General features: G+C 37.5%; 22 protein-coding genes. 8 read left to right on the top strand and 14 right to left on the bottom strand.

Annotated features, from left to right (window positions below; genetic code table 11):
* Window positions 1-50: 50 nt before the first annotated feature.
* A complete protein-coding gene (locus E8M05_RS05145; protein ID WP_003064619.1) occupies window positions 51-890 on the bottom strand; it encodes an HAD family hydrolase in 840 nt (279 codons plus the stop codon).
* Between the two features lie 171 nt (window positions 891-1,061).
* Between E8M05_RS05145 and E8M05_RS05140 the strand changes: the two genes are divergently transcribed.
* On the top strand, window positions 1,062-1,460 hold the full coding sequence (locus E8M05_RS05140) for a hypothetical protein (protein WP_003064618.1): 399 nt from the start codon (window positions 1,062-1,064) through the stop codon (window positions 1,458-1,460).
* Window positions 1,461-1,492: 32 nt separating this feature from the next.
* Here E8M05_RS05140 and E8M05_RS05135 read toward each other — a convergent pair whose 3' ends face one another.
* From E8M05_RS05135 to E8M05_RS05115, 5 genes are all read right to left on the bottom strand, one after another.
* Complete coding sequence (locus E8M05_RS05135) at window positions 1,493-2,248, bottom strand: SDR family oxidoreductase (protein ID WP_003064617.1); 756 nt, start codon at window positions 2,246-2,248, stop codon at window positions 1,493-1,495.
* A gap of 66 nt (window positions 2,249-2,314) precedes the next feature.
* Window positions 2,315-3,313, bottom strand: coding sequence for a phosphate acetyltransferase (gene pta / locus E8M05_RS05130; RefSeq protein ID WP_003064616.1), 999 nt, complete (start codon window positions 3,311-3,313; stop codon window positions 2,315-2,317).
* Window positions 3,314-3,329: 16 nt separating this feature from the next.
* A complete protein-coding gene (locus E8M05_RS05125; RefSeq protein ID WP_003064615.1) occupies window positions 3,330-4,220 on the bottom strand; it encodes an RluA family pseudouridine synthase in 891 nt (296 codons plus the stop codon).
* Window positions 4,217-5,053, bottom strand: a complete 837-nt coding sequence (locus E8M05_RS05120) for an NAD kinase (RefSeq protein WP_003064614.1) — start codon at window positions 5,051-5,053, stop codon at window positions 4,217-4,219. Before E8M05_RS05120 ends, E8M05_RS05125 begins: the two co-directional genes overlap by 4 nt.
* Entirely contained in the window at window positions 5,028-5,693 is a 666-nt protein-coding gene (locus E8M05_RS05115; protein ID WP_003064613.1) for a GTP diphosphokinase, read from the bottom strand. The genes E8M05_RS05120 and E8M05_RS05115 overlap by 26 nt, the downstream gene beginning before the upstream one ends.
* 132 nt (window positions 5,694-5,825) lie before the next feature.
* On the opposite strand from E8M05_RS05115, the gene E8M05_RS05110 reads away from it, so the two are divergent.
* The 5 genes from E8M05_RS05110 (at window position 5,826) to E8M05_RS05090 (ending at window position 9,716) form a co-directional block, all read left to right on the top strand.
* Window positions 5,826-6,395 (top strand): CYTH domain-containing protein, encoded by a 570-nt coding sequence (locus E8M05_RS05110; protein WP_003064612.1) that lies wholly within the window; start codon window positions 5,826-5,828, stop codon window positions 6,393-6,395.
* 85 nt (window positions 6,396-6,480) lie between these two features.
* Complete coding sequence (locus E8M05_RS05105) at window positions 6,481-7,452, top strand: ribose-phosphate diphosphokinase (protein WP_003064611.1); 972 nt, start codon at window positions 6,481-6,483, stop codon at window positions 7,450-7,452.
* A gap of 7 nt (window positions 7,453-7,459) precedes the next feature.
* Entirely contained in the window at window positions 7,460-8,575 is a 1,116-nt protein-coding gene (locus tag E8M05_RS05100; RefSeq protein ID WP_117567127.1) for a cysteine desulfurase family protein, read from the top strand.
* A 1-nt stretch (window position 8,576) separates the two neighbouring features.
* The gene (locus tag E8M05_RS05095) at window positions 8,577-8,924 is read left to right on the top strand and encodes a DUF1831 domain-containing protein (protein WP_003064609.1); all 348 of its coding nucleotides are present in this window, start codon (window positions 8,577-8,579) and stop codon (window positions 8,922-8,924) included.
* 144 nt (window positions 8,925-9,068) lie between these two features.
* Window positions 9,069-9,716 carry a redox-sensing transcriptional repressor Rex gene (locus E8M05_RS05090; RefSeq protein WP_003064608.1) on the top strand — a complete coding sequence of 216 codons (648 nt, stop codon included), beginning with the start codon at window positions 9,069-9,071 and terminating at the stop codon, window positions 9,714-9,716.
* Between the two features lie 146 nt (window positions 9,717-9,862).
* Here the strand turns inward: E8M05_RS05090 and radC are convergent, their stop codons facing one another.
* The 7 genes from radC to E8M05_RS05055 all read right to left on the bottom strand — a co-directional run bounded on the left by radC (window position 9,863) and on the right by E8M05_RS05055 (window position 16,026).
* The gene (gene radC, locus E8M05_RS05085; protein ID WP_117567129.1) at window positions 9,863-10,543 is read right to left on the bottom strand and encodes a RadC family protein; all 681 of its coding nucleotides are present in this window, start codon (window positions 10,541-10,543) and stop codon (window positions 9,863-9,865) included.
* A gap of 47 nt (window positions 10,544-10,590) precedes the next feature.
* Window positions 10,591-11,430 (bottom strand): glycosyltransferase family 8 protein, encoded by an 840-nt coding sequence (locus E8M05_RS05080; RefSeq protein WP_003064605.1) that lies wholly within the window; start codon window positions 11,428-11,430, stop codon window positions 10,591-10,593.
* Between the two features lie 6 nt (window positions 11,431-11,436).
* Window positions 11,437-12,555, bottom strand: coding sequence for an AI-2E family transporter (locus E8M05_RS05075; RefSeq protein WP_117567131.1), 1,119 nt, complete (start codon window positions 12,553-12,555; stop codon window positions 11,437-11,439).
* A 108-nt stretch (window positions 12,556-12,663) separates the two neighbouring features.
* Window positions 12,664-13,266 (bottom strand): histidine phosphatase family protein, encoded by a 603-nt coding sequence (locus E8M05_RS05070; RefSeq protein ID WP_003064601.1) that lies wholly within the window; start codon window positions 13,264-13,266, stop codon window positions 12,664-12,666.
* On the bottom strand, window positions 13,259-13,882 hold the full coding sequence (locus E8M05_RS05065; protein WP_003064599.1) for a histidine phosphatase family protein: 624 nt from the start codon (window positions 13,880-13,882) through the stop codon (window positions 13,259-13,261). The genes E8M05_RS05070 and E8M05_RS05065 overlap by 8 nt, the downstream gene beginning before the upstream one ends.
* Before the next feature lie 2 nt (window positions 13,883-13,884).
* Entirely contained in the window at window positions 13,885-14,499 is a 615-nt protein-coding gene (locus E8M05_RS05060; RefSeq protein WP_003064596.1) for a histidine phosphatase family protein, read from the bottom strand.
* Window positions 14,500-14,562: 63 nt separating this feature from the next.
* Window positions 14,563-16,026 (bottom strand): glycoside hydrolase family 1 protein, encoded by a 1,464-nt coding sequence (locus tag E8M05_RS05055; RefSeq protein ID WP_003064594.1) that lies wholly within the window; start codon window positions 16,024-16,026, stop codon window positions 14,563-14,565.
* A gap of 446 nt (window positions 16,027-16,472) precedes the next feature.
* Here E8M05_RS05055 and E8M05_RS05050 point away from each other — a divergent pair, with 446 nt between their 5' ends.
* Both E8M05_RS05050 and E8M05_RS05045 read left to right on the top strand, forming a co-directional pair.
* Complete coding sequence (locus tag E8M05_RS05050; RefSeq protein ID WP_003064593.1) at window positions 16,473-17,801, top strand: alanine/glycine:cation symporter family protein; 1,329 nt, start codon at window positions 16,473-16,475, stop codon at window positions 17,799-17,801.
* Between the two features lie 173 nt (window positions 17,802-17,974).
* Window positions 17,975-19,192 carry a cation diffusion facilitator family transporter gene (locus tag E8M05_RS05045; RefSeq protein ID WP_003064590.1) on the top strand — a complete coding sequence of 406 codons (1,218 nt, stop codon included), beginning with the start codon at window positions 17,975-17,977 and terminating at the stop codon, window positions 19,190-19,192.
* Between the two features lie 96 nt (window positions 19,193-19,288).
* Here E8M05_RS05045 and E8M05_RS05040 read toward each other — a convergent pair whose 3' ends face one another.
* Window positions 19,289-20,131, bottom strand: a complete 843-nt coding sequence (locus E8M05_RS05040; protein ID WP_003064588.1) for an amino acid ABC transporter substrate-binding protein — start codon at window positions 20,129-20,131, stop codon at window positions 19,289-19,291.
* Between the last annotated feature and the right edge of the window lie 18 nt (window positions 20,132-20,149).

Genomic DNA, 20,149 nt, shown 5'->3' with positions numbered 1-20,149 from the left:
TGGAAATTATTTCCAAATCCTTTTTACATCATATAAAACTTAGTCCCTTATTAAATTAATCCCAATTTTTCAAAGGCATTATAAAGTCCGTCTTCCTCAACGTCATCGGTTATCATGTCTGCCATAGCAAGAATTTCTGGACCACCATTTCCCATTGAAACACCAATTTCACAATATTCTAACATTGGAATATCAACCTTGGCATCACCAAAAGCAATGGTATCCTTTTTATCAGCTTGCAAGTGTTCTAAAAGAACATCGATTGCGTGTGCTTTGGTAATATCTTTAACACCGAGGTCTCCAAATAACGCCGTTTCACCACGACCACCCCATGTTCCAGCTTTTAAACTTGGAAAAGCTTTGGCTGAATCCAAATGGTCTTGGTAAGAATTAAGAATAAAGCTGACCTTATTCAAATCATCACGATACAATTCGCCACCATAAATCAAGCCATGAAGGGCATCTTCTGCTTCCATATGCTCAACTTCTGCCGCTGTTTTTCCTTTAGAAAACGCATATTGTCGCATTACTGGACGGGCAACTTCTTTAAAATTTTCCGAAGCAAAAAGACCATTATTTGATTCTAAGTAAAATTCCAACCCACGTTCGTGTAGCCAGTCAACAATGGCTTTGGCATCCTCTTTTGAAATCAACTGGTGCATGATAACCTTACCGTCATATTCAACGTAAGAACCATTGCCACCAATCATGCCATCAAGACCAATTTCCCACAGTTCAGGCTGCATTTCCGCACGACTACGCCCCGTGCAAACAAAGACATAATGTCCATTTTGACGCGCTTGTTGAATTGCTTTAACAGCCGACGCTGGCACGCGATTATGATAATCCACTAATGTTCCATCAACATCTAAAAAAATAATCTTACTCATCGTTTTCCTCCAACCTATCTTTGTTATCTATTATAAACAGTTTGTTAGCAAGAAGATAGTATGATGTTAGCGTTTTCTGATATTATCCTCTGAATTATCAAAACAATGCATGTGCAAGTCTCTCATAGCAGTTTACAAACAGTTTAGTTGTGCTTTTCTGACAAAATCGTTATGATTGATAACATGAAAGACATTAAAGCATTACTGGCTCATCTTCCCTACCGAGCTAGTTTTTATGATAACAATTTAAAGCTCATTTATAGCAACCATCGCTCTGACGGATCATTTTTCACAGAAAACGAAAGCGAGAAACTTCCTGAATGGATTTGGCAAAGTCTACATCAATCTCCAGAAAAAAGCCTACATTTGCAAATACCGACAGATAGTTTTGAAGCCATCTTAATGCAAACTTATCAGCTGATTTTAGACAATTCTAGTAAATCACTTGGTGTCATAACTTACATTCAAGATTTAAGGCCACTTCTGTCTAGTTATCTAAAAGAAACTAGTCAAGCCATCGTTGCTTGGTCTGATACCACATCAGGACCTTCTATTGGTAATGATTTATAGGAATGATAAAAAGAGCCATATGGCTCTCTTTTTTAATCTCGGTAAACGGGTTGTGGTCCAAAAGATTGGGAAACAGGCATTATTTCAATGCGATTGATATTGACATGAGAAGGTTGGCTTGTCACCCAAGAAACGGTGTTGGCAATATCTTCTGGTTTAATAGCATGTGCGCCATCGTAGAGTTTTTCAGCGCGTTCATCGTCGCCTTTGAAACGAACATTTGAAAATTCTGTTCCCTCGCAAAGACCTGGTTCAATATTAGTGACACGAATTTTAGTGCCTGCAAGGTCCGCACGCAAGTTCAATGAAAATTGTTTCACGAAAGCTTTTGAAGCACCGTAAACATTAGCCCCAGGATAAGGAACCGTACCAGCAGTTGACCCAAGATTGATAATCATACCAGTATTACGTTTAACCATATCTGGCAAAATTTGGCGGGTTAAATAAGTCAAACCAACGATATTCGTATTAATCATTGTCAGCCAATCTGAAAAATCTGCCTCGTATGCTTTATCCAAGCCAAGTGCTAAACCGGCATTATTAACCAAAATATCAATTTCTCGCCATTCTTTAGGCAAAGAAGCTAAAGCTTCATCGATAGCTTGTGTTTGTGAGACATCCATTTGAAGAGGGTAAACATTCTGTTCACCTAGTGCTGCTTGTAAGCTCTGCAATTTTTCCAAACGGCGGGCACTAGCAATCACACGATAACCGTCAGATACTAATTTCTCAACGATAGCTTTACCAAATCCAGCAGAAGCTCCCGTAACTAAAGCAATTTTTGACATATTTCCTCTTTTCTTATTAAGACAAGAAAGCCAGTCGGAAAAACCAACTGAGCTTTGTTAATTTTATTAATTATCGTTGCCATCAATAGCCTGAGCAGCTGTGATGATGGCTAATTTGTAAATATCCTCAGCACTTGAGCCACGTGACAAATCATTCACAGGCTTGTTAAGTCCTTGAAGAATTGGTCCAATAGCTTCAAACATCCCTAAGCGTTGAGCGATTTTATAACCAATGTTTCCTGATTGAAGGTCTGGGAAGATAAAGACATTTGCTTGTCCTGCAATATCACTATCTGGTGCTTTTACAGCTGCTGTCCCTGGAACAAATGCCGCATCAAATTGCAATTCACCATCCAAAAGAATGTCAGGGCGTGTTTCTTGGGCAATTTTAGTTGCTGTTTGTACCTTTTCAACTTGTGGCGCCTTAGCACTTCCTTTCGTTGAAAAGCTCAGCATTGCAATCTTTGGCTCAATATCAAAAATTTTAGCCGTATCCGCAGTATTCACAGCAATTTCAGCCAATTCTTGAGCAGTAGGGTCAATATTAATCGCACAGTCAGCGAACACAAGACGTTGTTCAGTTGTTTCACGGTTCATCAAGAATACCCCTGAAGTACGTGAAATACCAGGTTTCGTTTTGATGATTTGAAGCGCTGGGCGAACCGTATCAGCGGTTGAATGAATGGCACCAGAAACCATTCCGTCAGCCAAGCCAAGTTTGACAAGCATCACACCAAAATAATTGACATCTTGTAACAAACGCTCGGCCTCTTCTGGTGTCACTTTTCCCTTACGAATTTCAAGAAATGCTTCTTTCATTTCATCAAATTTATCGTATTCTGCTGGATTGATAAAGACATAATCTTGATCAGCGAAGCCAAATTTCGCAAGCAAAGCTCGAACTTCTTTAGCGTCTCCTAAAATAATTGGCTCAATTAACCCCTCAAATTTCAAACGAGCGGCTGCTCGAAGTACACGTTCATCATTTCCTTCAGGAAAAACAATTTTGAGGTTTTTACCAACAATTTTTTCCCGTAAGCTACCAAATAAAGATCGAATTCCCATATTTTTAACCTTCTATCTAATTTTGTTGTAGTTCCATGATAACGCTATCAAAATCATCTGTCAAGTTTGTAGTCTGAATTATCTCTTCATTTGTGTATGGGTTTACAAAGCGAAGATAATGGCAATGCAAAGCTTGACGTGTAATGCCATAATCCATACTTCCACCATACATATCATCTCCCAACAATGGAAAACCAATATGCGAAAAATGCACACGAATCTGGTGGGTGCGTCCCGTATGGAGACGAATATCTACCAAAGCTACCTCACCAAAACGCGCCACAACTTCGTAGCTCGTATGAGCATATTTGCCAGACGGATGCACACAACGTGTGATGATACTATCATCTGAACGAGCAATCGGTGCAATAATCTCACCTTTATCTGCTAATTCACCTTTGCCAGAAACCAAAGCATAATACCGTTTTTCAATGGTTTTATTTTGCAGTTGCTTATCTAATCTAGCATGTGCATAGCCATGTTTAGCAAACAGCATCAATCCGCTCGTATCCTTATCCAAACGTGTCACAATATGCACCTGTTTATTCGGATAATTTTGCTCTAAATAATAATATTTCACAAAATTAGCAATCGTATTGGAATGCAAAACACTTGGAATACTGGCATAACCATACGATTTATTTATAATTAAAAAATGCTCATCTTCATAAGCAATATTAAGATCATGTTTAACAGGAACTAACGTCTCGTGCTCTTCTTCATCAGGAATTTCAATGGTAACAACGTCACCAACGTTCAATAAATAAATGGCATTTTGTTCAACACCATTTACCCATATATTCCCACCTTTGAACTTCACTTTAGCTAATAATCCTTTGGAAACATCGTGACCTTTTAAAAATGTTTTTACTTTTGTTTGTCGATCAGCAACAAAATCAAATCTCACGACTCCAACTCTCCTATAAAGGCATCTGTTACGCGTTCCCAGAAGCTTGTATGGAACGGCGTCGCCACAAAGCTAATTTTTTTATTGTCAATGCAATATTCAATTTTAGACACATTTTTGTAATGCATCGTTTTATTATCGATTGAAATCGTGTAAACACCTTGACGCTTAGGAATAATTTCAATCTTATCTTTTTTGGGAACAATCACTGAAGACCCCAACGTGCGATAGACACGATTATTCAAACTAGAAATTTCTGCCAGCTGCAAGGCTTCCATTGTCGGATGCAAAATCGCACCACCTAATGATTTATTATAGGCTGTACTTCCTGTTGGTGTCGATACCGAAAGACCGTCACCACGGAAACGTTCTAGTTGTACGTTATCAATAACCACGTCCGCAACCATCGTTTTTTCAATACGTTTAATGGCTACTTCATTCAACGCACGCGCTTTAACCACACGCCCATCGTCCAAGGTAACTTTTGCCCTCAAAATAGGATAAGAAACCTTATGTCCCTTATCAGCATGCAAATTTTCGATTAATTTTTCAACTTCAAAATCACGATAATCCGTATAGAAGCCAAGGTGTCCTGTATGGATTCCGACAAAGCGTACTTTATCAAGATTTTTTTCATACATGTGAAACGCTGATAACAACATACCATCACCACCGATAGAAATGACAATATCAGGGTCTTTCTTAGATAAATAAAATCGCTTGTCCTCCTTGAAGGTCGCAAAAAGTTTTGAAGCAACTCGCCTACTTTGGTATTTTCCGTTTGCCACGATAGCTACTCGTGTCACTTTATCTGTAATATTCGTCTGTGTCATCGCTATTTCCTACACCATCACTTAATTTTCGACTTGCGGGATCAAATAAAAGCTGTGCTTCTCTAATATCCTCACGAATCTTTCTCATTTCTTCATCCAATTCAAGCGCAATTTTTGCTGTCGTTTCAAGGCGTTTCTTGATTTCATCTGGAAATTCACCCTTGTACTTATAATTCAATGAATGCTCAATTGTCGCCCAGAAATTCATGGCTAATGTTCGAATTTGAATCTCAGCCAAGACCGTTTTTTGACCATCTATCGTATCTACTGGATACTCTACAATAACATGATAAGAACGATAGCCACTTGCTTTCATATTATTGATATAATCTCGTTCTTGAACAATTGTCATGTCGTGACGACCACGCAAAAGAGCTAGAACTTCATCAACATCATCTACGAATTGAACCATAACACGAACACCTGCAATATCTTGCAAATCCTGTGCAATATTTTCAGGTTTAATCCCCCGAAGTTCCATTTTTTCCTTGATACTTTCAACTGATTTTACACGACCAGTTACAAATTCAATTGGAGAATGGCGATTTTGCTTACGAAACTGCTTACGAATACCACGTAGTTTAATCTTCAACTCCCCAACTGTCTGTATGTAAGGATCTAAAAATTTTTCCCAGTCCATCACATTTCCTTCCTAATGGACCTGTCACGAAAGACATGACCAATCCTTGTCAAAAAATTGACTTTTGTATAGAATTAATATAATAAACTAATTATACCATAAATCTAATGGTGAAAAAAAGGAAATTTATTTATGACACACCTTGAAATTGAGTACAAAACCTTACTCACTAAAGACGAATTTAATCGTCTCAATAATCAGTTTTCACACGTAGCACCAGTCACACAGACAAACTACTACTTCGACTCAGAAAACTTTGATATGAAGGCTAATCGTATGTCGTTACGTATTAGAACCTTGCCCAACCGTGCAGAAATAACACTAAAAATTCCAAAAGAAGTTGGCAACTTAGAATATAACTATAATTTGAGTGTTGCAGATGCTAAAGAAATCATCAAATCTGGAAAATTTCCAGATGTTGATTTTCTAAACCTTATCGAAGAGAACGGGGTTAAACTCTCAAGTCTTAAAAACTTTGGCAGTCTTACAACAACACGCCGTGAAACAATGACTAAAATTGGTCTAATGGCACTTGATAGCAACCAATACGCTGGTATTAAAGACTACGAACTTGAATTGGAAGTTGAAAATGCCGAACAAGGTAAGAAAGATTTTGACAACTTCTTAGCCGAGCATACTATCGATTTCAAGTACGCTAAAAGTAAAGTCGCTCGATTCAGCGCGACTCTAAAACGAATTTAAGGTGCTTTTTCATGAGAAAGTGCTGAATTATTTCATTTTTTTTGATAGAATATAAGTATTAATTTTAAAGGAGTTTATTTATATCATGGCAGAACATTACGCCGACAAACAATTCAAGCTTTTTTCTCTTTCTTCTAACGTAGAGATTGCACAAAAGATTGCGGACACAGTTGGTGTCCCACTTGGAAAAGTGTCAACACGTAAGTTTTCAGACGGCGAAATCATGATTAACATTGAAGAAACAGTTCGTGGAGATGATATTTACATCATCCAATCTACTAGCTACCCTGTTAATGACAACCTTTGGGAACTTTTGATTATGGTTGATGCTTGTAAACGTGCTAGTGCAAACACAGTTAACGTGGTTATCCCTTATTTTGGTTATTCACGTCAAGACCGTATTGCTGCATCACGTGAACCAATTACTGCAAAACTTGTTGCTAACATGTTGGTTAAAGCGGGCGTAGATCGTCTATTAACACTTGACCTTCACGCTGTTCAAGTGCAGGGATTCTTTGATGTTCCAGTTGATAACCTCTTTACTGTTCCACTTTTTGCTCAATACTACTGTGAATTAGGACTAAAAGGTGAAGATGTTGTCGTTGTTAGCCCTAAAAACTCTGGTATCAAACGTGCCCGTAGCTTAGCACAATACCTTGATTCACCAATCGCAATCATTGATTATGCAGAAGACGATTCTCACCGCGAAGAAGGTTATATCATCGGTGAAGTTTCTGGTAAAAAAGCTATCCTTATCGATGATATTTTGAACACAGGTAAAACATTTGCTGAAGCTGCTAAAATCGTAGAACGCGATGGTGCAACAGAAATCTATGCCGTAGCAAGTCACGGTTTATTTGCTGGCGGTGCTGCTGAAAGCCTTGATACTGCTCCTATTAAAGAAATTTTAGTAACTGACTCTGTCGCTACTAAAGAACGCTTGCCAAAAAATATTAAATATCTTTCAGCAAGTAAATTAATTGCTGACGCGATTATTCGTATTCACGAAAAATCACCACTCAGCCCATTATTCTCATATAACGCTACAAAGGATTAACTAATATATGATATATCTCGATAATGCTGCTACTACTCCTCTCATACCTTCTGTTATTGATGCAATGACAGAAGTCATGATCAACGATTTTGGTAATCCCTCAAGTATTCATGGCATTGGACGTCAAGCTAACCAACGCCTACGCTCGAGCCGCCAAATGATTGCCTCAGCCTTAAAAACTGATCCACGCCGCATTATCTTTACGTCTGGTGCAACCGAAAGCAATAATACTGCTATCAAAGGTTACGCCCTTGCTAATCAAGCTAAAGGAAAACACCTTGTCACTACTGCTATTGAGCATCATTCCGTTCTTCACACCATGGAATACCTGGAAAAACGCTTTGGTTTTGAAGTGACTTATCTAAAACCTGAAAATGGTCATATTTCTGCACAGCAAGTTGCTGATGCTTTGCGTGATGATACTATTTTGGTTAGCATCATGTTTGCTAATAACGAAACTGGTGATCTTCTTCCTGTTAAAGAAATTGGAGAACTTCTTCAAGATCACCAAGCCGCATTCCATATTGATGCCGTTCAAGCCGTTGGTAAAGTTGATGTCTTTCCTGAAGAAATCAAAGCTGATTTTCTTTCAGCTTCTGCTCATAAATTCCATGGACCAAAAGGTGTCGGTATTCTCTACTCAACACCACAGCATTTTGATAACTTGCTTCATGGCGGTGAACAAGAAGAGAAACGCCGTGCTAGTACGGAAAATATGATTGGTATTACCGGTTTAGCACAAGCTTTGTCTGACGCCATTGCTCATAAATATGAAAATTATCAACAAGTTCAAGAACTTCGTCAAGCATTCCTTGATGGCATTTCTGGTTTGGATTATTATATCAATGGAAGCCAACATAAAATGCCGCATGTTCTTAACATCGGTTTTCCAAATCAAAACAACGGCATTCTTTTAACGCAACTTGATTTAGCAGGTTTTGCCGTTTCAACAGGTTCTGCTTGTACTGCTGGAACGGTCGATCCAAGTCATGTTTTGTCTAGCATTTATGGTGACGATTCTCCACGTTTAACAGAATCTATTCGCATTAGCTTTTCAGAGCTTAATACAATCAGCGAAATCCAACAACTCGCTCAAAAACTAATAGAAATTGTAGGAAAATAAGATGGCATTTGAAAAAGAAATTACTTTAGAGAACTGTCTTTATAGTTATGCTATTAGCGATAACATCAAAAAATACACGCTTCGTGATACCACATTTTCACAAAATCGTATTGGAAACTACGAATTGACACGCTTGTTGGAAAAAGTACCTAATTCTGGTGATGGTTTCCCATTGAAAATTACGATCAACAAAGATTTGACAGGTTTTAAACTCAGCATTACTGATAAATCTGGTCTGCGTTTTGTCAATATCTTCAAATCTGAGGACAATAAAATCCTTCAAGAAAAATTTTATTTCTTAATGGACAGTCTTGTGGAACGCGATATTTTCACAAAAAAACGTGTTTAATAACCCTTTTAACTCTAAAAACGACTTAATATCTAACATTTTTTGTTAATTTAAGTCGTTTTTTCGCTTATTTCGTTAAATTTGTTTCTGTTTTCACAAACTTTTTGATACAATAGTATTAAAAAGTAAAAGGGAGATGATATTGTGACTACTGAGAAATCTATTCCTAAAGCAACAGCTAAACGACTCTCACTTTATTATCGTATTTTCAAGCGATTCAATACAGATAATGTCGAAAAAGCGAGTTCTAAACAAATCGCAGATGCTATGGGAATTGATTCTGCAACCGTACGTCGAGATTTTTCATATTTCGGCGAGCTAGGGCGTCGAGGATTCGGCTATGATGTCAAAAAATTGATGAATTTCTTTGCTGATATTTTAAACGACCATTCCACAACAAACGTTCTTCTTGTTGGCTGTGGAAATATTGGACGAGCTTTGCTTCACTATCGCTTCCACGATCGTAATAAAATGCAAATTTCAATGGCTTTTGATACTGATGACAATGAAATGGTGGGACATGAAACATTAGATGGCATCCCTATCTATGGTATCTCATCACTAAAAAAACACGCGCAAGAAGCTGGTATTGAAACAGCTATTTTAACTGTTCCAAGTTCAAAAGCTCAAGAAGTCGCAGATATACTGGTTGATGCTGGTATTCATGGTATTTTGAGCTTCTCTCCTGTTCACCTCAATGTTCCAAAAGGTATCATCGTTCAGTACGTTGATTTAACAAGTGAGTTGCAAACTTTACTGTATTTCATGAATCAATCTAATCAAAATAAATAAACTATCAAGTTAGCTTCAAAAACATTCTGGATACTTTCCTCTAAACGAAAGTATCTTTTTTATTGCTTACCATTTATTTTTTAGAATATATTTTATGAATGATTTTCTTCTACTGCTTTCTCATTAGCAATTCAAAGTGAACGACATTACAAAACATCTGTTTCTTCTCGGAAGCTGTAATATTGGTATTTTCCAATGACGATATGGTCAAGGCAAATAATACCAATATCTTCACAAGAGCGTTTCATTTTTTGAGTAAATCGCAGATCGTTCTCACTTGGCTCTGGGGAGCCTGACGGATGATTATGGACAATAATAACTGATGTTGCCATATTTTTGCATGCATAATAGAGAATTTCACGTGGTTCAGCAATCGAACGGCGAACAGAACCGATAAAAATCGTTCGTTGTTCAATGATTCGATTTTGCGTATCCAGATAAATAGCCACCAAATGTTCTTGTTTTTGGTCACTCAATTCTAACATCATTTTACGCGCTAGACGTTCGCTACTCATAATGCGTTCTTTTTGGATATATTCAGCCTTGCTAATGCGCTTTGCTAGTTCAATCATTGCTTTGATTTCAATTGATTTAACATAACCAATACCATTGATTTGTTGCAATTCTTGCAGGGATAGGTGTTGAAAATCAGCTAAGCTATCTAAATTTTTCAAGATTTGATTGGCAACTTCCAAAACTGGGGTTGCTTTTGTTCCTGTTCGTAATAAAATAGATAATAGTTCCTGATTGCTAAGATGCTCTGCCCCTAAGTCTCTCAAGCGTTCTCGTGGCAACATAGCATCTGCTTTCATTTCAATTGCATACATAATAAAAAGTACCTCCACTTATTTATTCGTAAGTCGAGGTACTTTTTCTAATGATTTTTCTTATTTTTTAAACGTAATGCGCAGTGTTGATAGTGTTTATAAAGAGCGCTATAACGTCCACGGTAATCTTTTTTCCACGGCTTGTCTCGTCCACAAAAATGTAAAAACACCGTATGTTCAATAACCCAATTTAAATTCCATTTACCAGAACTTCTAGTATAATAGAGAATATTATATCGCGCATCGTAATTATAAATTTGGTCAGGAATTTGCAAGGTTTGATGCCCATATAAGGCATTCAAGATGTCTTGGTCTGGCAACAACAAGAGATGATTATTTTGCTCAATATAATCTAAAATGTCTTGTCGGCGTACCGATTGACGAATAGCAACCAAATTCATCAAAAGGACGCCAGAATTAAAATACCCTTCTGCCTCAAAATTCCGTAAACGCAGTTTATTAACAAGTTCTGAAATATTGCCATCTGACGTATGGCTAGCAGCAGCATACAGTTTATCGCCTAAATTCAGCTTATATAAGGGAACAACATCATTCAAACACAAAATATCCGCATCAACATATAAAATCTTGTCCAATTCCTTTGGCAAATATTCATGAGCCAAAAGGCGATAATAAATAGTCTCAGGGTAACGGTCTGTCGTCGGAGCATCTTCAAATGCTTCCTCACCAACCACAACAGGCGTATAACGAACACCTAATTTTTGACAGAATTCCGAAATGTCATCATTCTTTTTTAACAATTGCTTTTGTAAAACATAAACTGCTAAGTTATGATTGCTACTATTTTGATAAATCGAATATAGCGTGACCATAAATTGCGAAACATAGCCATCATCGATTGAAAAGAGTAAATTGATTGTATCCATATTATCTCAGTTATCTAAGTTTGCTTGTTGGCGCTTAGCAACGTTGTCTTTAATGATTTGATAAAGACTTGCTGCTAAAGGTACAGCTACTAACATTCCAAGGATACCCCATAAAGCACCACCGATTGTGATTGCCATTAAGACCCACATACCTGGTAATCCGATTGAACCACCAACGACACGTGGATAAATGATATTACCTTCAAATTGTTGTAAAACAACCAAGTAAACTAAAAAGAGAAACGCTTGCGAAACGGATTGCGTGGCAATTAAGATAAACCCGATTGTTGCTCCAATATAAGCACCAATCACAGGAATTAACGCCGTAAATGCAACCAAAATACCGATTGTTGCCGCATAAGGGAAACTAAATAGAAACATTCCTGCTGCTGTCAAGCTCCCCAAAATCATCGCTTCTAGTGTTTGACCAACAAAGAAACCATGAAAACGTAGATGTAGAATATCTAAGACATAGTGAACTTTTTCAGCGTATGTGCCAAGATAGGTATCAATCAAAAGATTAAATTGACGCCCCAATTGTTCTTTGCTTGCCAAAACATAGATCGAAAAGACCAAGCTAACAAAAACAGTTAAAACAGTTGAAGCAATCGTACTAACCGACGTCAAAAGCCCTGTTAAAACAGACAACACTTGGTTTAAAATTTGCTGACTATACTCTGAAAAGGTTGAGGTAATATCAGATGAATTTCCAAAATAATCAAGTAATTCTTTGATAGCCTTATTATCACTAACTTCTTTAATAAAATTAGCAACGCCGGTCGTATCAATCTTCAGCAAAGAATTGATGCTTGAAATCAAATCAGGCAGGACAATCGAAAAAAGCCAGCTAATCAATAAAATAAAGGTCAAGTATGCCAAAATCATCGAAATCGCACGTTTGGCTTTCAAGAGTATTCTATTTTTGATAACGCGCGTGTAGAGCATCTCATATAAGCTCATGACAATGTTGACAATATAGGCAATTCCAGCACCAATTAAAAAGGGGAAGCTTGCCTTATAAATCGTTCCGACAATTGATGCACCATTACTCCAATAAGCTTGGATAGCATAACAAAGGACAAAGGCAAGTACAACATAATAGACTTGTTTTTTCTCGAATTTCATAACAGCTCCTAATTTTCAGTTGCTTTCATTATATCATATCAAAATTTATCGAAAAAACGAAATATCTACTTCTTTTAACCTGCTTTTTGCTATTCCTCGCTAACAATACTATTTATCATAAATTTGCCCACTAACGGGGTCAATGATTCTAATTAAATCATAAGTGTCATCCGTGATACTGTAATGAAAAATGCAACAATTTGAAAAATGCAATTCAGGGTGATTTTCTAATTTTAAAGCACTAAAAAAGCTCATAATTGCACCTGCATGGCTAACTGCTAAAATCGTTGCGTCATCGTCTGATTGCGACACTAGACGAAAAACAGTATCACTAACCCGTTCTCTTACCTGCGTTTCACTTTCACCGTCATATTTTAGGAAGAAATCACCATGTCCCTTTTGATTGGGTTCACGATTCGGATGTAAATACTCTGGCTTTCCTTCCATTCGACCAAAATTAAATTCTTTCAAGCCTTTGAGTCGTGTATAATCTGCACGTCCGCTCACAATTTCTAAAGTATCAGAACAACGTTCTGCGGTCGAACAATAAAGCTCATCAAAAGTAATGTGATGAGTATGAAAATAATCACGCGCTGCTTGAGCTTGCTGCTTGCCATTTGTCGTCAAGGGGGAATCACACCAGCCTTGAATCAACCCAAGTTGATTAAACAAGGTTTCTCCATGACGCATTAAGTAGAGTGTCTTAGTCATTCTCTTTCCTTTCAAAAATATACTCTTTTTCTATTGGATTATAGATTGATTGCACCATAATATCCTTACCGTCATAAGTCATTTTGAAAATGGCACAGTTTGCCAGACGTTTATTAGGAACTGGCGGATTCAGCGTAGCATGGCGGTAAAACTGGGTTATTGCCGCACCATGACTGACAAATAAGAGCTGGTCTTCATCACTACTTTGCTCTAAAACCTCACGAATGGTCTTAGCCATTCGTTCATAAACTTGAACATTGGATTCGCCACCATAAGCCACAAAATAATCACGGTAACCTGAACCATCTTCACGGTGTAAAGGTGGATTGAGGTATTCTTGGTGTGCTTCGTAAGAACCAAAATCCATTTCTTTTAGTCCTTTCAAACGAATATAATCCGTACGCCCCGTTGCTAATTCAGCAGTATCACAAGCACGTTCCTGCGTCGAAGAATAGACACGTGTAAACGTAATGCCCTCTTCTTTAAAATGTTGTCTAGCAGACTTTGCTTGCTCAATTCCCAGTTCAGTCAAGGGAGAATCACAAGCTCCTTGGATACGTCCTTGAAGATTAAAGCGCGTTTGACCATGTCGCATTACATAAAAAGTTTTAACCATTTTTAATCCCTTTCAAATGAATATGTCTTAAATGCCTTGGTTGGTAAAATCAGTTTTTGCAACTCTAACTGTTCTTGATGATATTGGAACTCACAAATAGCACAATTTGAAAAGCCAACTCCCTCTGGAAATTGAATACCGAGCTGCAGACAAATACCCCACATCGTTGCTCCATGGCTAACCATTAAAATGTTATCAGCATGATCATCGTTTGCCAGCACTTCAAGAATACTGTCCAAAGCCCGCTTACCAACAGTTACAATGTCTTCGCCACCAAAAGGCACCAACAAATCTTCAAACGAATTAGCACCTGTTCTAAATTTAGGCAAAAGAAATTCAGGCTGAGCTTCAAACTCACCAAAGTTCATCTCCTTGATGCCTTTTAATTGGGTGACTTGTGATTGACCAGATACTAATTTAGCAGTATCTGTCGCTCGTTCTTGCGTTGAAGAATAAACACTATCAAACCAAATGCTATTTTCATTAAAATAATCTTTGACAAGAAGAGCTTGCTGAATACCTAAATCTGTTAGAGGCGAATCGCAAGCTCCCTGCACCCGCCCTTGTGTATTAAATAAGGTCTCGCCATGGCGCATCAAATACAATTTTGTTGCCATTTATATCATTTTCCTTCCTAGCAAATAAACTCAGCTGAAAAAGCCCAACTGAGTTTATTATCATTAATCGTTTAAAATATTAGCACCACGTGTTGCAATCAAATCTTTATAAAAGAAGAATGAATCTTTACGCGAGCGGTCAAAGCTACCGTTTCCTTGGTCGTCAGCATCAACGTAAACAAAACCATAGCGTTTTGACATTTCAGAAGTTGACGCCGAAACAAGGTCTGTACAACCCCACCAAGTGTATCCCATCAAATCAACACCGTCCTCAATGGCTTCATACATTTGTTTGACATGTGATTGAAGATAATCAATACGGTATTGGTCGTGAATCGAACCGTCTTCTTCTACTGTATCAAGAGCACCTAGACCATTTTCAACAACCATAAGTGGTACTTGGTAACGATCATAAAGATTGTTAAGCGTAATGCGGAGTCCGACAGGGTCAATTTGCCAACCCCAGTCAGAAGCTTCAAGATATGGATTTGGTTCACTTAGGATAAGATTTCCTGCTGTTTGGTCGCCAGTTTTTTGCTTACGAGCAATTGAACTCATATAATATGAGAATGACATGAAATCAACAGGATATTTTTCAAGAATTTCAAGGTCACCGTCTGCGATTTCTAATTCGATATTATTTTCTTTAAAGAAACGTTTGGCATATGCTGGGTATTTTCCGCGAACTTGAACATCAGAGAAGAATAGATTTTCATGGTCTTTTTTGATTTCTTCCATGACGTCTTCTGGATTGCAAGTCGCAGGATAGGCTTGCATACGCGCTAACATACACCCAATCTTGAAATCAGGATTAATCTCGTGACCGATTTTTGTTGCCAAACTTGATGCTATAAACTGATGATGAGCTGCTTGATACATATCTTGTAGGTCCAATTTGCCATCATCAAACAAGAGCCCACCTGATAAATAACCAGTCATACCAATGATATTGATTTCATTAAATGTCAACCAATATTTGACCTTATCTTTGTAACGATTAAAGACAGTTTCAGCATAACGAACAAAGAAATCAATCACTTTACGATTTTTCCAGCCACCGTATTCTGTTACCAAGTGGATTGGAAATTCATAGTGAGATAAAGTAACCAGTGGCTCGATGCCGTATTTATTAAGCTCATCAAAAACCTTATCATAAAAAGCTAAACCAGCTTCATTCGGTGTCGCATCATCACCATTTGGAAAAATACGCGACCATGCAATAGAAAGACGAAAAGTCTTGAATCCCATTTCAGCATAAAGAGCGATATCTTCTTTATAACGATGGTAAAAATCAGCCCCCCAACGTTTTGGATAAAGCCCTTCTTTGTCATTCAAAGCTGCATCCAATTTTGCACGAGTCATTGGCGAGTTAAATTCACTTCCCATTGATTTTCGTTCTTCTGGAGCAACGGCACGCGCTGTATCCGATGTTGCTGGACCGCGTCCGTCAACATTCCAAGCTCCTTCAAATTGATTGGCAGCTGTTGCACCACCCCATAAAAATCCTTCTGGAAATTGTTTTGTCATATATAGTCACCTCATATTTTGATTTACTCTTGTATTATACCCAGAAATATAGGCGTTTTCTATTACTATGTTCTTGAAAAATGATACTATAACAATATTGTTGCTATGATTTACTATTTAAATATATTTTTAAATAACAGTAGGTTTATTTAGTGAATAGACAGCATTTTTCATTCGCTCAACTTTTTGATGATTATGTTCTGACAAAGATTTGTAAACTCCCTTAACCAAGCCTTCTCTATCCTTTATTGATATAGACTTTTCAGATGACAATTTGACAAACGGCGTTTCTCTCTATATAATAAATAAGTTGAAATGATTCTATTTTTTCTGAAAATACGAAAAATAGATAAAGACTAGTACTCATTTAGTGGTTAATAGTTAAACAATTGGTTTTATCTTTTAACCAGTGATTTAAGTGCTATGATTATTAGGAGTTTTTACTTATGTATGATTTTCTATCGTCTTTAGACAGCCTTGTCTGGGGACCGCCCCTTCTTGTTCTTCTTGTCGGAACTGGGATTTACCTTTCTACGCGTTTAGGTCTGTTGCAGGTTTTCCGCCTTTCAAAAGCCTTGAAACTCATCTTTTCAGCTGAAGCTAAAGGTCAAGGAGATATTTCAAGCTTTGCAGCTCTTGCAACAGCTCTCGCAGCAACCATCGGAACCGGGAATATCGTCGGAGTTGCAACTGCCATTAAGTTAGGTGGACCTGGGGCGTTATTTTGGATGTGGATAGCTGCGTTCTTCGGTATGGCAACCAAGTATGCCGAAGGCGTTCTTGCCATTAAATACCGTACCCGAGATGCCAACGGGGACATCGCAGGCGGACCCATGCACTATATCGTAAATGGAATGGGCAAACATTGGAAACCGCTCGCTATTGCTTTTTCTATCTTTGGTGTTATGGTAGCACTTTTTGGTTCTGGGACATTTACACAAGTTAATTCTATTACAGACTCTCTTAACAATACCGTTGGTTGGTCGCCTAAAGTGATCAGTCTCATTTTAGCTGTGTTGGTTAGTATTATCATCTTTGGTGGCATTCAATCTATCTCTAAAGTAGCTGAAAAGATTGTTCCTTTTATGGCAATTATTTACATCTTAACAACCCTTATAATCCTAGCCTTCCATTTTGACAATATTGTTCCAAGTTTAGGATTAGTTCTACGCTCAGCATTTACTGGAAAAGCTGCTATAGGTGGTTTTGCTGGTGCAACAGTTGTCACAGCTATTCAAGCAGGGATTGCACGTGGTATCTTCTCTAATGAATCTGGACTTGGTTCTGCACCTATCGCCGCCGCTGCTGCTAAAACGGAAGAACCTGTTGAACAAGGACTTGTCTCTATGACAGGAACATTTATTGATACCATTATTATTTGTACTTTAACAGGTCTTTCTATTATCGTTACTGGTGGCTGGTCAAGCAATTTGAATGGAGCAACGCTCACGCAATCAGCATTTTCATCTGTCTTTGGAAACTTCGGTGTTTATGCCTTAACTATTAGTTTGATTTTATTTGCTTTCACAACGATTCTTGGTTGGTGCTACTATGGGGAACGTTGTTTTGAGTTCTTATTTGGTGTCAAAGCTATCCCGGTTTATCGTATTGTCTTTGTTGCTATGGTTGCTTTGGGTGGTTACATCAGCCTAGAAACAATTTGGGTTATCGCTGATATTGTTAACGGGCTTATGGCCATTCCGAACTTGATTGCCTTACTAGCACTTTCACCAATTATTATAAAAGAAACAAAACATTATTTTGATAACCATTAATCAAAAGTCTGGAATTTGTTCCAGATTTTTAATTTGCTATCAACGCTAAATAATTGATTTTATCATATTTTCTTTGTGACAAGCTTAAACTAATGATATAATAGAGAGTAATATTTATTTTAACAATTATTGATTTTATGATATAACTATCGTTTTCAAAGGAGTTATTGCTTATGCCAACACCAGCTGAAAATCTTCAGTTAGCTAAACGTGGTCCAATAGTAAGTATCATTGCGTATCTTACAATTTCTATCGCCAAGCTAATTGCAGGTTACACGCTTAATTCATCATCACTTATTGCCGATGGTTTTAACAACTTATCTGATATTTTGGGAAATGTTGCTCTGCTAATCGGACTTCATTTAGCCAGTAAGCCAGCAGATGCCGAACATCGTTTTGGGCATTGGAAAATTGAAGATTTAGCGAGTTTGATTACATCATTTATCATGTTTATCGTTGGTTTCCAAGTGCTGTCTCAAACAATTCAGAAAATCATTTCTGGAAGCAGCACAGCCATTGACCCAGAGGGAGCTATCGTCGGTGTCATTTCAGCTATTATTATGTATGGTGTTTATGTTCACAATAAACGCCTATCACAAAAGGTGAAATCAAGTGCTCTGGTTGCTGCTGCAAAGGATAATCTTTCTGATGCGGTCACTTCTATTGGTACATCTGTTGCTATTGTTGCCGCTTCTTTCAATCTTGTTATCATTGATAGACTTGCCGCCATTGTCATTACCTATTTTATCTTGAAAACGGCTTATGACATTTTTATGGAAAGCGCCTTTAGCTTATCAGACGGATTTGATGAAAAAGAGCTAAAAAAATACAAGGACGCCATTTTAAAAATTCCTAAAGTAACTGCTGTTAAATCTCAACGTGGGCGTTCATACGGAAGTAATATTTACCTTGATATTGTCGTCGAAATGAATCCAGACCTTTCTGTTTACGAAAGCCATGAAATTACCGAACAGATTGAAACATTGCTCAGTCAGGAATTTTCGGTGTATGATACCGACGTTCACGTTGAACCTGCTGCTATTCCTGAAGATGAAATTTGGGAAAATGTTTATAAAAAACTTTATAAAGACGAAAAAATCATTCTTTCCAAAATTCCAGACTACGAAGACCTGCTAGCTGATAGTTTTACACTTATTGACGATGACGGAAAAACTTATTCAAAAGAGGAAATGATTTCCCGTAAAAAACATTACATGAGCAATTTTGATGATTTTCAAATGACGTCAATCAGCCAAAAAACAAAACTCATCACTTACACGCTTGGTCATAAATCACACACCAGCATTTGGCGTCGTAAAGAAGAATGGCATCTTATTTTCCACCAAATTACCTCAATTAGCGATAACTCTAATATTGAAGCAAAAGACTAAATATGCTGTTCTAGACTTTTGACTAAACAAGAAATCTATCAAAATCATAATAAACAAAAACTCTGAGGCTAACCTCAGAGTTTTGCTATTCCTCGTTTAGTTTTTAACGTCGTCTGTTGCGACATCTTCACCAAACCATTTGTTTGAAATTTCTTGAAATGTACCGTCTTGATACAACTTCTTAAAAGCTTGATTGATTTTCTTAACAAGTGTCTTATCGGCTTTACGAGCACCGACGGCAAAGTCTTCACCGTCAAATTCACTTGAAATGATATTGTAGTTATCAAGTTCACCTTCTTGTTCAAGGTAGTAATTAGCGTAAACTTTATCAATCAACAAACCGTCAATACGGTCATTTTTCAAATCGATAAGCGCTTGTGTGAAGGTTTCGTATTGTGTCGCATCGCCACCAGAAACAATGTCCTTCAACACTTCTGGATGTGAGGTGAACGCATCGTAACCAGATGACCCTGACTGTGCACCAAGAACTTTGTCTTTCATGTCAGCAAAACTTGTAATGCCTGACGATTTTTTAGTTACCAATACCTGCTCATTAACCATGTATGGATCCGTAAAGAGCACCTTTTCAGAACGCTCATCTGTGATAGAATAACCGTTCCAAATTAAATCAATAGTTCCGTTATTTAACTCGGTTTCTTTCATATCCCAGTTAATTGATTGCCATTTGACGGTAATACCATATTCTTTAAAGACGGCATTTGCCAAATCAATATCAAAACCAACATTACTTCCGTCCTCATCCTCATACCCCATAGGAACAAATGTATTGTCAAACCCGATAGTAATCTCACCGTTTTTGACGTAAGTGTCCCATTGGTCAGTACTCGTCGCTTTTTTAGATGATGAAGAACTACAAGCCGCCAAAGTTAGCGTTGATACAAGCGCCAAAACGCCCACAAGAACTTTTTTGAATTTCATAAACTCACCTAGTAAAAC

Source organism: Streptococcus pasteurianus, assembly GCF_004843545.1.
GTDB classification, from domain to species: domain Bacteria; phylum Bacillota; class Bacilli; order Lactobacillales; family Streptococcaceae; genus Streptococcus; species Streptococcus pasteurianus.
The sequence above is the reverse complement of the archived record's forward strand: the minus strand, read 5'-3'. Positions and strand labels throughout refer to the sequence as shown.